Origin of the sequence: Streptomyces sp. NBC_00425, from assembly GCF_036030735.1 — a bacterium.
GTDB lineage: Bacteria > Actinomycetota > Actinomycetes > Streptomycetales > Streptomycetaceae > Streptomyces.
Window position 1 is genome coordinate 5,867,038 of record NZ_CP107928.1, and the last position, 13,021, is coordinate 5,880,058.

The 13,021-nt window shown below is 73.5% G+C and carries 10 protein-coding genes; 8 read left to right on the forward strand and 2 right to left on the reverse strand.

Translation table 11 applies throughout. The features are described from left to right. Positions 1–7: 7 nt before the first annotated feature. Positions 8–553, reverse strand: coding sequence for a cysteine dioxygenase (locus OHS82_RS25675; protein WP_328434619.1), 546 nt, complete (start codon positions 551–553; stop codon positions 8–10). Between the two features lie 733 nt (positions 554–1,286). Between OHS82_RS25675 and OHS82_RS25680 the strand changes: the two genes are divergently transcribed. From OHS82_RS25680 to OHS82_RS25690, 3 genes are all read left to right on the forward strand, one after another. Continuing rightward, on the forward strand, positions 1,287–1,550 hold the full coding sequence (locus OHS82_RS25680) for a WhiB family transcriptional regulator (protein WP_003975777.1): 264 nt from the start codon (positions 1,287–1,289) through the stop codon (positions 1,548–1,550). 208 nt (positions 1,551–1,758) lie between these two features. Further along, positions 1,759–5,484: a glycosyltransferase gene (locus tag OHS82_RS25685; RefSeq protein ID WP_328434620.1), complete on the forward strand. Its 3,726-nt coding sequence runs from the start codon at positions 1,759–1,761 to the stop codon at positions 5,482–5,484. Further along, positions 5,481–7,061: a DUF5719 family protein gene (locus tag OHS82_RS25690; protein WP_328434621.1), complete on the forward strand. Its 1,581-nt coding sequence runs from the start codon at positions 5,481–5,483 to the stop codon at positions 7,059–7,061. The genes OHS82_RS25685 and OHS82_RS25690 overlap by 4 nt, the downstream gene beginning before the upstream one ends. Positions 7,062–7,113: 52 nt before the next feature. On the opposite strand, the gene OHS82_RS25695 is transcribed toward OHS82_RS25690, so the two are convergent. After that, positions 7,114–7,563, reverse strand: a complete 450-nt coding sequence (locus tag OHS82_RS25695; protein ID WP_079041240.1) for a metallopeptidase family protein — start codon at positions 7,561–7,563, stop codon at positions 7,114–7,116. A 313-nt stretch (positions 7,564–7,876) separates the two neighbouring features. Between OHS82_RS25695 and OHS82_RS25700 the strand changes: the two genes are divergently transcribed. The 5 genes from OHS82_RS25700 to manA all read left to right on the forward strand — a co-directional run bounded on the left by OHS82_RS25700 (position 7,877) and on the right by manA (position 12,887). Next, positions 7,877–8,299 carry a DUF3499 domain-containing protein gene (locus tag OHS82_RS25700; protein ID WP_057578486.1) on the forward strand — a complete coding sequence of 141 codons (423 nt, stop codon included), beginning with the start codon at positions 7,877–7,879 and terminating at the stop codon, positions 8,297–8,299. A gap of 218 nt (positions 8,300–8,517) precedes the next feature. Further along, positions 8,518–9,966 (forward strand): phosphomannomutase/phosphoglucomutase, encoded by a 1,449-nt coding sequence (locus OHS82_RS25705; protein ID WP_328434622.1) that lies wholly within the window; start codon positions 8,518–8,520, stop codon positions 9,964–9,966. Positions 9,967–10,140: 174 nt separating this feature from the next. Continuing rightward, positions 10,141–10,311, forward strand: coding sequence for a Trm112 family protein (locus tag OHS82_RS25710; RefSeq protein ID WP_079041239.1), 171 nt, complete (start codon positions 10,141–10,143; stop codon positions 10,309–10,311). Between the two features lie 129 nt (positions 10,312–10,440). Continuing rightward, entirely contained in the window at positions 10,441–11,574 is a 1,134-nt protein-coding gene (locus tag OHS82_RS25715) for an SIS domain-containing protein (protein WP_057578484.1), read from the forward strand. 161 nt (positions 11,575–11,735) lie between these two features. Continuing rightward, positions 11,736–12,887 (forward strand): mannose-6-phosphate isomerase, class I, encoded by a 1,152-nt coding sequence (gene manA, locus OHS82_RS25720; RefSeq protein WP_057578481.1) that lies wholly within the window; start codon positions 11,736–11,738, stop codon positions 12,885–12,887. The last annotated feature ends 134 nt before the right edge of the window (positions 12,888–13,021 follow it).

A 13,021-nucleotide genomic window follows, 5' to 3' on the forward strand; every position in this document is an offset into this window, starting at 1 on the left:
CCTCGTCCTACGCTCCGACGACGCCCGCGTGCCCCTGCGCGCCGACGGGCGTGCAGGCCACGGCGGACGCGCCGACGGAACCGCTCCGCGACTCGCTGTGCATGGGCATCTCCGTGAGCCCGGGGAAGTACACGTGCAGACTCACCGCGGGCTCGAGTGCGTCGTTGACGACCTCGTGCGCGTACCCGGGCGCGAACACGCGCTGGGTGCCGGCCGCGAGCACGCGCTTGCCGCGCTCCGTGCGCTCGGTCAGCACGCCGTCCAGGACCGTGAGCACCCCGGAGGAACGGCCGTGGTCGTGCAGTCCGCTGCCCTGACCGGGCACCCAGGACAGCAGCCACACCTCGTAGCCGGGGCCGGTGCGCAGCCGGTGGTACCAGCGGGTCGTCGCGTCGTAGCGGACCAGGTGCTCCCACTGGGAGCGGTCGTCCGCGAGGGAGCGGGCCAGGCCGACGAACTCGGCCACCGTGGCGGGATGCTCGCGCGGCGCCTGGAGAAGGTGCGGGACTTCGAGGATGTCGCCGGCGATCTGGAGGTCGCTGTCGCTGTTCATGGGGTGCGGTGTTCCTCGGAGGAAGAGGCGGAAGAGCGTGGGGGTCGGCGGGGTGCCGCGTACCGTCCGCCCGGATCACGGGTGGATCAGCGAGGCCCTGGTGTGGGCCGGAGAAGGGCAGCGGCCGAGTCGCGGTGGACTCGACGGGTACAGCCGGAGCGCGTTGGGCTCAACAGCTGGAACAGCGACAACAGCTACAGCGAGCGCGGGCAGCACCGTGGGACCCGGCGGAGCCGGTCGAGGTGAGTGCCAAGTTCGCGAGCATGCCCACTAGAACAGCGGCTCACACCTTCACTGTCAACTCGACACCCAGGATGTGGGACGGGGTTCACCTCATCAGGTTCATCTCCGAGGTGAAAGGTTTGTGCACCCGCCGACCGGGACACATGGCGCACATGCCGAGCGCGCAAGCCGCACGGCGATCCGTGATCGGGCTGTGATCCGCTTCGCTTCCGCGCGTGTGCCGCAACGAGATCGAACCTCTGGGCGTCTTTCCCTGTACAAGCACCGCGCAGGGCCGGCGGCCCTCCGGGGCTTCATCTGCTTGTCAAGGTTTATGGCGATTTGAACACTTACCGCATGGCCTTGGTTCCGCAGAGTGAATAAGGGGCCCAATAGCAGATCTCGGCTTGACTCGCCCGGAGCAGCACACTTGTAATTTCACTCGTGTCGTTCAGCCGGAATCGGTAACGGCCACGTCACGGGGACGCGAAAGACAGAGCGAGGGGCGCACATGACCGAGCTGGTGCAGCAACTGCTGGTCGACGACGCGGACGAGGAACTCGGCTGGCAGGAGCGCGCGCTGTGCGCCCAGACCGATCCCGAGTCCTTCTTCCCCGAGAAGGGCGGCTCCACCCGCGAGGCCAAGAAGGTCTGCCTCGCCTGCGAGGTCCGCTCCGAATGTCTCGAGTACGCCCTCGCGAACGACGAGAGATTCGGCATCTGGGGCGGCCTCTCCGAGCGGGAGCGCCGCCGACTGAAGAAAGCCGCGGTCTGAGCGCCGCCCGCTGGGCTGCAGGAGCGGCGGCACGGCATGCCGGCAGCGAGGCACAGGGGTCCGAACGGCCCGTCGCAGGTGGGTTGTCCACAGGCGGCGGGCCGTCGTCCTGCCCAGCCGATAGTGTGGGCGCTCGTCCGAGACACCCCGCCGCCCCCACACGGCGCAGGCGTCCACCGCAGTCCAGCGAACCGGGGCCCGTACCTCGATGTCCGTGCACAGCCACACGGCAGCCCGCCATGACGGCGCTGTCACACCTGAGTTCCCGCGTCATGTAGTGACCGCGGTGATCGTCTCCCACGACGGGGCCCGCTGGCTGCCCGACGCGCTCGCCGGGCTGCTCGGCCAGGAGCGCCCCGTCCAGTCCGTCATGGCCGCTGACACCGGCAGCTCGGACGACTCCGCGCGACTGGTCTCCGAAGCCCTCGGCGACGACCGCGTCCTGCACCTCGCCCGGCGCACCGGGTTCGGCCAGGCCGTCGAGGAGGCCCACCGCACGGCCCCCGTCCTCACCCCCGAGGAACTGCCCTACCTCAAGCGCCCCAGCGGCTGGGACCCCGTCACGCGCACCTGGCGCGACGACGCCTACGACCTGCCGGAACTCCCGCACGGAGAGCCCGTCCAGTGGCTCTGGCTGCTGCACGACGACAGCGCCCCCGAACCCGACGCGCTCGCCGAACTGCTGCGCGTCGTGGAGAACGAACTCGAACTCGGCCGTGACGACGTGGCCGTCGTCGGACCCAAGCTCCGTGGCTGGTACGACCGCCGCCAGCTGCTCGAGGTGGGCGTCACCATCGCCCACTCCGGCCGCCGCTGGACCGGCCTCGACCGCCGCGAACAGGACCAGGGCCAGCACGACCACGTCCGGTCCGTGCTGTCCGTGTCCACCGCCGGCATGCTGATCCGCCGCGACGTCTTCGAACAGCTCGGCGGCTTCGACCGCCGCCTCCCCCTCATGCGGGACGACGTCGACCTGTGCTGGCGCGCCCAGGCCGCAGGCCACCGCGTCCTCATCGCCCCCGAGGCCGTCGTGCGGCACGCCGAGGCCGCCTCCCGCGAACGCCGCACCGTCGACTGCGCGGGCCGCACCAGCGCCTCCCCGCACAAGGTCGACAAGGCCGGCGCCGCCTACACCCTCCTCGTCAACAGCCGCACGGCCCTGCTGCCCTGGGTCCTGGTACGCCTCGTCCTCGGCACCCTGCTGCGCACCGTCGCCTACCTCGTCGGCAAGGTCCCCGGACAGGCCGTCGACGAGATCCGCGGCCTGCTGAGCACCCTGCTGCGGCCCGAGCGGATCATCGCCGGACGCCGCAGGCGCGGCCGCGCGACCGTCGACAAGGACGAACTGCGCCCCCTGTTCCCGCCGCCCGGCGCGACCGTGCGGGCCACCATCGAACAGGTCGCCGGCGACCTCTTCGGCTCCTCGGACCCCGACGCCGTCGCCGGAGCGGGCCGGCACGGCGGCGCCGTCGAGTCGGGCCCCGGCGGCGACGACGCCGAGTTCCTGGAGATCGAGCAGTTCGCCCGCCTCAAGCGCATCGCCCGCAAGCCCGGCCCGGTCCTCTTCGTCATCCTGCTCTTCGTCTCCCTCGTCGCCTGCCGCAACCTCCTCGGCGGCGGCGCGCTCGCCGGCGGCGCCCTGCTGCCCGCCCCGCCCGACGCCTCCGACCTGTGGGCGCGCTACACCGACGCCTGGCACACGGTGGGCGCCGGCGGCACCGCGTCCGCCCCGCCCTACCTCGCGATCATCGCCACGCTGGCCACCCTGCTCCTCGGCTCGACCGGCCTCGCCCTCACCGTGCTGCTCGTCTGCTCCGTTCCCCTGGCCGGCGTGAGCGCCTACTTCGCCTCCCGGCCGCTCGTCGAGTCGCGTCTGCTGCGCGCGTGGGCGGCCGTCGTCTACGCCTTCCTGCCCGCCGCCACCGGCGCCCTCGCCGGCGGCCGCGTCGGCACCGCCGTCCTGGCCGTCCTGCTGCCGCTCATCGCCCGCGCGGGCGCCGCCGCCGGCGGCCTGACGCAGCGCTCCGGCGGCCGCGGCAGCTGGCGCGCCACCTGGGCCTACGCGCTGCTCCTGACCGTCGCCACCGCGTTCACGCCGATCGTCTGGCCCATCGCCCTGGTCCTCGGCCTCGCGGTCCTCGTCCTGCGCCGCGGCGACATCACCGCCCACGGCCTGCGCTTCCTGGCCCAGCTCGGCACGCCCCTGCTGATCCTCGCGCCCTGGTCGCTTTCGCTGCTGCCGTTCGGCTTCTTCACCCAGGCCGGCCTCGACTTCGGCCCGTCGGCCGCCACCGCGCTCGACCTGCTCGGCGCGAGTCCCGGCGGCCCCGGCACCGTCGAGGGCCTCATGCTGATCGGCATCGTGCTGGCCGCGCTGGCCGCCCTGCTGCGCTCCGAACGCCACTTCGGCGTCTGGGCGGCCTGGGCGGTCGCCCTGGTGGGCCTCGTCTTCGCCGTCCTGTCCAACAACTCCACCTGGGCCGGCCCCGCCACCCTCGTCTACGGCATCGCCCTCCTCGCCGCCGCCGTCATCGGCGCCGAGGGAGCACGCACGCGTGTCGCCGAACAGAGCTTCGGCTGGCGCCAGCCGGTGGCCGTCCTCATCGCCTTCGCCTCGGCCGCGGGTCCGCTGCTCGTCGCCGCCGGCTGGATGATCGGCGGCGCCGACGGCCCCCTGGAGCGCCGCGACCCCGTCCAGGTGCCCGCGTTCGTCGCCGAAGAGGCCGGCGGCCGCGACCAGGCCCGCACCCTCGTCCTCGACAGCGACTCCGCCGCACACGTCGGCTACATGCTGGTCCGCGGCTCCGGCGCGCGCCTCGGCGACGCCGAACTCGCCGCGGCCGACGGCGAGAACGCCCAGCTCGACAAGGTCGTCGCCAACCTCGTCGCCGGCTCCGGCGCCGACCAGAGCGACCAGCTCGGCAAGTTCGCCGTGGGCTACGTCCTCGTCCACAAGGGAGCTCCCCGCGAGGTCGCCCGCGTCCTGGACGCAACGCCCGGCCTGAAGCGGCTCAGCCAGCAGGACGGCAGCGCGCTGTGGCGGGTCGACCAGGAGGTCTCCCGCGCGGCCGTCGTCGCCGCGTCCGGCAAGGGCACGCCGGTCCCGGTCGCCGCAGGCCCCGTCGACATCCACACCACGCTGCCCGCCGGCGCCGCAAGCCGCGTCCTGCGGCTGGCCGACGCCGCCGCCGACGGCTGGACGGCCACCCTCGACGGCAAGCCCCTCACGCCCACCACCGTCGACGGCTGGGCCCAGGGCTTCGAACTGCCCGCCTCCGGCGGCACGCTGAGCGTCACCTACGACGACCCGCTCACCCACACCGTCTGGCTGTGGGCCCAGGGCCTCCTCTCCGTCGTCCTGGTCGTCCTGGCCCTCCCCGGCCGCCGCCGCGACGTCGACGACGACCTCCCCGAGGAGGATCCCGTCCCCGCCCAGGCCGTCGAGGGCGAGGGCCGCCGCGCCCGACGCCTGCGCGCCCAGGCCGAGGCGGAGGCCGAAGAGCCCGGCCAGGACGGCGAGTTCCCGGTGCCCGCGCAGGAGGCGCAGCCCCCGGCCGCGGTCCCCCAGCAGCAGTCCTACGGGGACTGGAGCGGGCCGGAGCAGCCGGCCTACGCGGGCGCCGAGTACGGCGGCTACCCGGCCGGCCAGTACCCCGACGCCCAGCAGTACCCGGCGGGCGGCTACGACCAGCAGCAGCAGTCCTACGACCCCTACCAGGCCGGCCAGTACGAGCCGTACGCCTACGACGGCCAGGCCCAGCAGGCGCCGTACGACCCGAACCAGCCGCAGCAGGCCTACGACCCGTCCGCCTACGACCCGTCGTCGGCCTATGACCCGTCGGCCTACGGCCAGGGCGGCTACGACCCCGCCTACGACCCGGCCCAGCACCCCCACGGCACCGGCAACGAGCGCCCCGACGGGAGCCAGCAGTGAACCGCACCACCCTGTCCCTGATCGCCGGCACGGCCGCCCTCGCCGCCGTCACCGGGTTCGCCACGCTCAACCAGCCCGAGCCCGCCGGCCAGGACACCGCCAGGGCGGCCGCCGAACTCCCGGTGGAGCGCACGAGCCTGCTCTGCCCCTCGCCCAGCACCTCGGACCTCGCCGAGACGTCGTACACGTCCTTCACACCCGTCACCAAGGGGACCGCCGCCACCGGCACGGCCGAACTCACGGCCGCGGCGGGCGACGCGGCCGCTCCGACGGACACGGCGAGCGGCAAGACGGGGGACAAGGCAGGAGACAAGAAGAGCGGTAAACCGGGCGACAAGACGAGCGGTGGAACGGGGGACAAGGCGAGCGGCAAGAAGAAGGCCGCGAAGCCCGTCGTCGCCCCCAAGACGCCCGGCACCCCGGCCGTCGGCGTCACCACCGGCGGCGACGCTCCCGCGCTCCTGGGCACCGCCGAGGGGAAGTTCGCCCCCGGCTGGACGGTCCAGGAGACCACGGAGATCGTCGCCGGCAGCGGTCGCGGCCTGCAGGGCCTCACCTGCACCGCGCCCGACACCGAGTTCTGGTTCCCGGGCGCGAGCACGTCCGCCGACCGCACGGACTACGTCCACCTCACCAATCCGGACGACTCCGCCGCCGTCGTCGACGTCGAGCTCTACGGCAAGGGCGGCGCCCTGGCGAGCACGGTGGGGGAGGACATCACCGTTCCCCCGCACTCCAGCGAGCCGATCCTGCTCTCCACGCTCACGCCCGAGAAGCAGGAGGACCTCACCGTCCACGTCAACGTCCGCAGCGGCCGCCTCGGGGCAGCCGTCCAGGCCCTGGACGCGAAGCTCGGCGGCGACTGGCTCGCCTCCTCCGCCGAACCGGCCGCCACCCAGGTCATCCCCGGCATCCCCAAGGACGCCACCGCCGTCCGCCTCGTCGCCTACGCGCCCGGCGACGCGGACGCCGACCTCAAAGTCCAACTGGCCTCCACCTCAGGCCTGATCACCCCGGCGGGACACGAGACGCTGCACGTCAAGGCGGGCATGACGACCTCCGTCGACCTCGGCGACGTCACGCGCGGGGAGGCCGGCTCCCTGATCCTGACCCCGACGGACCATGCGACGCCCGTGGTCGCCGCCGTACGGGTGCTGCGCGGCAAGGGCGACAAGCAGGAGTCGGCGTTCATCCCGGCAGCCGGGCCGGTCGGCGCGCGCGCGTCGGCGGCCGACAACGCGGCCAAGACCGCCGCCCTCTCCCTGACCGCCCCCAAGGGCGCGGCAAAGGTCAGGGTCACGGCGTCCGCGGGCAGCGGCGGCGGCACATCCGTCTCTCAGACCTACACGGTCAAGGCGGGCACCACGCTGGAGGTCCGACCCCCCGTCCCCGCCGGGCTCAAGGGCACGTTCGCGCTGACCGTCGAACCCCTCACGGCCACCCCGGTCTACGCCGCCCGCACCCTGACGGTCACTCAGGAAGGCGTCTCGGGCTTCACGATCCAGACCCTGCCGGACGACCGGGGAACGGTCGCGGTGCCGCAGGTCGACGAGGACATCGCGGTGCTGCAGAGGTGACCCGAAAGGGTGGCTCCGTCCCCCGGGAGGGGGACGTCGGACCGTGCGGCGCTCAGTCCTCGCCGTAGCGCGGATCGACCGTCTCGGGCGTCAGCCCCAGCAGTTCGGCGACCTGCTCCACGACGACCTCGTGCACCAGGGCGGCCCGTTCGTCGCGCCCCTTGGTGCGGATCTCGACCGGCCGCCGGTAGACGACGACCCGTGCCCGTCGACCCTCGCGCGCGGGGATCGTGCCGCCCAGCGGGACCGCCTCGTCGTTCCACGGCTCCGACGCCGCGTCCAGGCGCGGCACCTCCAGGACCATGAAGTCGATGTCGGTGAGCTGCGGCCATCGCCGTTCCAGCCGGTCCACGGAGTCCTGCACGAGATCGGCGAACACGTCGGCGCGGCTGGCGGCCAGCGGCACCTGGGGCGGCGCGACAGGACCTCGCATCCCCCGCCCGTGGCGATCGCGACGACGGGGACCTGGGCCGGCGGCAGGGGGCGGTACGGGGCTCTCCATCACTACTGAAGCGTAGTCCCCGCGGTGACCCTGCGCCCCGCCCCCGCACGGCTCCCCGCCGTCGCCGCCGTCGCGGCCCGTCGTCGCCCCACGCGCGCGTCCTGTCGCGGGATGACCATTCCAGCCAACGTTGGGCTCGAATCCGTATCCCTCCGAGACCGGTGAGCTCATGGCAATTGATGCCGTTTGTGCCGAGTGATGACCGCGAGCCGGCAGGTTCCCGCCCTCAACGACTGGTGTTCACGCAGGTCAGCGGGGTATGACTGAACCTGCGCGTGGGGCGTTTCACAACCCGACACGGTGGAGTGACCTGGTGGAGAGTCGTCGCAGCCCGCTCAAGAGTGCGGTACCGTCCAACATCGTGAGCCCTGTACGTCGCTGTTCGCGCACCGCCTGCGGCCGACCCGCCGTCGCGACGCTGACGTACGTCTACGCCGACTCGACCGCGGTCCTCGGCCCGCTCGCCACCTACGCCGAGCCCCACTGCTACGACCTGTGCGCCGAGCACTCCGAGCGCCTCACGGCCCCGCGCGGCTGGGAGGTGGTCCGGCTCCTCGACAGCTCGGCCCCCGCCCGCCCCAGCGGAGACGATCTGGAAGCGCTTGCCAACGCGGTACGCGAGGCGGCCCGCCCGCAGGAGCGCGCGGCCGGAGCCGGCGGCGGAAGACGCTCGGCGGACCCGATGGAGGTCGCACGCCGCGGCCACCTGCGGGTCCTGCGCTCACCGGACAACTGAGCAGCCGCACCCTCCCTCCCCCTCGCCGGCCGGCACACCTCCCGCACGCGCCGTCTGCGCGCACCCCGCCGTGCGGCCGCTGAAAAGACCGGCAACCGCTTTCTGAACCGTCCGGCACCGGACCGGACACCACCACGTCCCACTCGGCGGCCCGCCGCCGCACGCCGAACCGGCCCGGGTAGTTTGTGGTGACCCACAGGACTTCAGGAAGGTTGGCCGTGGCTGCTGATCTGTCGCAGATCGTCAAGGCGTACGACGTACGCGGGCTGGTCCCCGACCAATGGGACGAGTCCCTCGCCGAACTGTTCGGCGCGGCCTTCGCCCAGGTGACCGGCGCCCGGGCGATCGTCGTCGGCCACGACATGCGCCCTTCCTCACCCGGCCTCACCGACGCCTTCTCCCGCGGCGCTGCCGCCCGCGGCGTGGACGTCACGCAGATCGGCCTGTGCTCCACGGACCAGCTGTACTACGCCTCGGGCGCGCTGGACCTGCCCGGCGCGATGTTCACGGCCTCGCACAACCCGGCCCGGTACAACGGCATCAAGCTGTGCCGCGCGGGCGCGGCCCCGGTCGGCCAGGACACCGGCCTGACCGAGATCCGCGCACTCGTGGAGCGCTGGACGGACGACGCCGCGGACCCGGGCGCGGACGCCGGCACGGACTCCGGTGCACCACGAACGGCAACCCCGGCGGCACCGCGACCCGGCACGACGGCCGACCCGCACGCCGGCGCCCCGCGGGGAACGATCACCCGGGTCGACACGTTGAACGACTACGCGGCACACCTGCGCGCACTCGTCGACCTGACCGGAATCCGCCCCCTCAAGGTCGTGGTCGACGCGGGCAACGGCATGGGCGGCCACACCGTCCCCACCGTCTTCGAGGGCCTGCCCCTGACCCTCGTCCCCCTGTACTTCGAGCTCGACGGCACCTTCCCCAACCACGAGGCCAACCCGCTGGACCCGGCGAACCTCGTGGACCTCCAGAAGCGGGTCCGCGAAGAGGGCGCCGACCTGGGCCTCGCCTTCGACGGCGACGCCGACCGCTGCTTCGTCGTCGACGAGCGAGGCGAACCGGTCTCCCCGTCCGCCGTCACGGCCCTGGTGGCCGTACGCGAACTGGCGCGCAACGGCGGAACGGGCACCGTCATCCACAACCTGATCACCTCCTGGTCCGTCCCGGAGACGGTGAAGGAGAACGGCGGCACCCCCGTCCGCACCCGCGTCGGCCACTCCTTCATCAAGGCCGAGATGGCACGCTCCGGCGCGATCTTCGGCGGCGAGCACTCCGCCCACTACTACTTCAAGGACTTCTGGAACGCCGACACCGGCATGCTGGCCGCCCTCCACGTCCTCGCGGCCCTCGGCGGCCAGGACGGCCCCCTCTCCTCCCTCGTCGCGGAGTACGACCGCTACAGCGGCTCCGGGGAGATCAACTCGACGGTCGCCGACCAGGCGGGCCGCATCGCCGCGATCAAGGCGGCATACGGCCCCCGCGAAGACGTCACCCTGGACGAGCTCGACGGTCTGACGGTCTCCTCCGCCGACTGGTGGTTCAACGTCCGCCCCTCCAACACCGAGCCCCTCCTCCGCCTCAACGCGGAGGCCCGCGACGAACAGACGATGACCAGGATCCGGGACGAGGCCCTGCGCATCATCCGAGCCTGAGCCCCAGCCCGAGACCGGTCCCGAGCGGTCCGCTCCGCCCGCCCCACCGGCACCTCCCCGGCCCGTCCCGCCCGCCGCGCCGGACCCCCACGGCCCCACCCTCACCAGCGGTACGCTGACCAGGCGCGTCCGCACCCCGGACCACACCCGCCCGCACCCTCGAAAGGACACCCCATGCCGCTCGAAGCCGGCCTCCTGGAGATCCTCGCCTGCCCCGCCTGCCACGCCCCTCTCAAGGAGCAGGACACCGAGCTGATCTGCACGGCGCAGGACTGCGGCCTGGCCTATCCGGTGCGGGACGACATCCCCGTCCTCCTCGTCGACGAGGCCCGCCGCCCCGCATAACCGGCCCGGCGCGCCCACACCCGGCGACCCGCGCCCCCGGCGACCCGCGCCCTCGGGCGCACCGCGTCCGCCGCCCCCGCACCCCCGGCCCCGAAACGACGACGCTCCAGGCGATCGGAGACTGCCGCCATGCTCGACGACTCGCTTCTCGACACGCCGGATGCCCTCACCGAGGCCGACCGCAGAGCCCTGCTACGCGGCGCCGCCGAAGCCGGCGCCCGCGTCCGCACCGCCGTCCGGCACGCGGCCGAGGCCGGCGTGAACGACCTGGCACCGGACGGCCGCCCCCGCGCCATCCTCATCGCAGGACCCGGCGCCGCCGCGGTCTGCGTGGCCGACCTCCTCGGCACCCTCGCCGGCGCCGCGTGCCCCGTCATCCGGCTGGCGCCCACCGGAGTGGCCCCCGCCGCGGGCGCCCTGCGCTGGGAACTCCCCGGCTGGGCCGGCTCCGTGGACCTCCTCCTCATCGCCACCCCGGACGGCAGCGAACCCGGCCTCTCCCTCCTCGTCGAGCAGGCCTACCGCAGGGGCTGCACCGTCGCCGCCGTGGCCCCCGCCCACTCGCCGCTCAGCGAAGCGGCCGTCGCCGCGCACAGCCTGTTCGTCCCCCTGGCGACCGCCCCCTACGAGCAGGACGAACAACCCCCCGTGGCTGCCTCCGCGCCCGGCGTCCTGTGGGCCCTGCTCACCCCGCTCCTCGCCCTCCTCGACCGCATCGCCCTGATCTCCGCCCCGCCCGAGGAGCTCGACAAGGTCGCCGACCGGCTCGACCAGGTCGCCGAACGCTGCGGACCCGCCGTCGCCACCTACAGCAACCCGGCGAAGACCCTGGCCGCCGAACTCGCCGACACACTCCCGGTGATCTGGACCGAAGGGACCTCGGCCGGCCCCGCGGGCCGCCGCTTCGCCGCCGCCCTCGCCGAACTCGCCGGCCGCCCCGCCCTCGTCGCCGAACTCCCCGAGGCCCTCGCCGAGCACAACGCGCTGCTGGCAGGCCCGCTCGCCGCCAGCGCCGACCCGGACGACTTCTTCCGCGACCGCGTCGAGGAACCGCCCGCCCTGCACGCGCGCGTGGTGCTGCTGCGGGACCGTCCGATCGGCGGCCTGACCGCCGCCCCGTCCGCCCGCGAACTGGCCCTCAGCCACGACACGCCGATCAGCGAACTCGAACCCGAGGAAGGCGGCGAACTCGTCACCCTCGCCGAACTCATCGCCACCACGGACTTCGCCGCCGTCTACCTGGCGCTCGCCTCCGGAGCCTGACGAGCCGGCGTCAAGGCCACGGAACGGCCGTCCGCGTCCGTCCACGGCCGACCACCCACGCCCGACGCCGGCACGCCCCCCCCCCGCATGACCGACGACCGAACGACAGCCGACCGACAACCGACCCACCGACGACGGACGGGCAGCCGGAGAGAGACCACATGGACCGCCTCGACAACACCGTCCGCCCCTACGCCTGGGGTTCCCCCACCGCGATCCCGCACCTGCTCGGCGTCGAGCCCACCGGCGAACCGCAGGCCGAGATGTGGATGGGCGCCCACCCCGGCGCGCCCTCCCGCACCGACCGGGGCACCCTCGTCGACGTGATCGACGCCGACCCGCGGCGCGAACTCGGCGAACGGACCGTCGCCAGGTTCGGCCCCCGACTCCCCTTCCTCCTCAAGCTCCTCGCCGCCGGCGCCCCCCTCTCCCTCCAGGTCCACCCCGACCTGACCCAGGCCAAAGAGGGCTACGAGGACGAGGAGCGCCGCGGCATCCCCGTCGACGCCCCGCACCGCAACTACAAGGACGCCAACCACAAGCCCGAACTCATCTGCGCCCTCACCGAGTTCGACGGCCTCTGCGGCTTCCGTGACCCGGCACACGCCGCCGACCTCCTCGACGGCCTCGGCGTCGACTCCCTCAAGCCGTACGTCGACCTGCTGCACGCACAGCCCGAAGAAGCCGCCCTGCGCGAGGTGCTGACGGCGATCCTCACCGCCGACCCCGACGAGACGGCGCACACCGTCGCCGCCGCGGCCACCGCCTGCGACCGCCTCGGCGGCGCGTACACCCCCTACGCCGGCATCGCCCACCACCACCCCGGCGACCCCGGCGTCATCGCCGCCATGCTCCTCAACCACGTCCGGCTCCAGCCCGGCGAGGCCCTCTTCCTCGGCGCCGGCATCCCGCACGCCTACCTCAACGGGCTCGGCGTCGAGATCATGGCCAACTCCGACAACGTCCTGCGCTGCGGACTCACCCCCAAACACGTCGACGTCCCCGAACTCCTGCGCATCGTCCGCTTCGAGCCCGGCGACCCCGCCGTCCTGCGCCCCGAGGCGGCCCCGGACGGCGAAGAGGTCTACGACACCCCCACCGACGAGTTCCGGCTCTCCCGCTACGTCCTCGCCACCGGCGGCCCCGCCCACGACCTCACCCTCCCCACCCCGCAGATCCTGCTGTGCACCGCAGGCGGCATCCGCGCGGGCGAGCACGCACTGACACCGGGCACGTCTGTCTTCGTCCCCGCGGGGCACAAGGCCGAAGTGAGCGGGGCGGGTACGGTCTTCCGGGCCACAGTCGTCGCATGACCCCGCTCGCGACGACCTGACGCAGCACCGTCGGACGGGGCTGCAACAATGGCCCCCCGGCAAAGGACGGGCAAAGCCGCAACGGGCCGCGCCCAGCACGGCGTACGCACGAAGGCGAAGGGACAACGCGAACA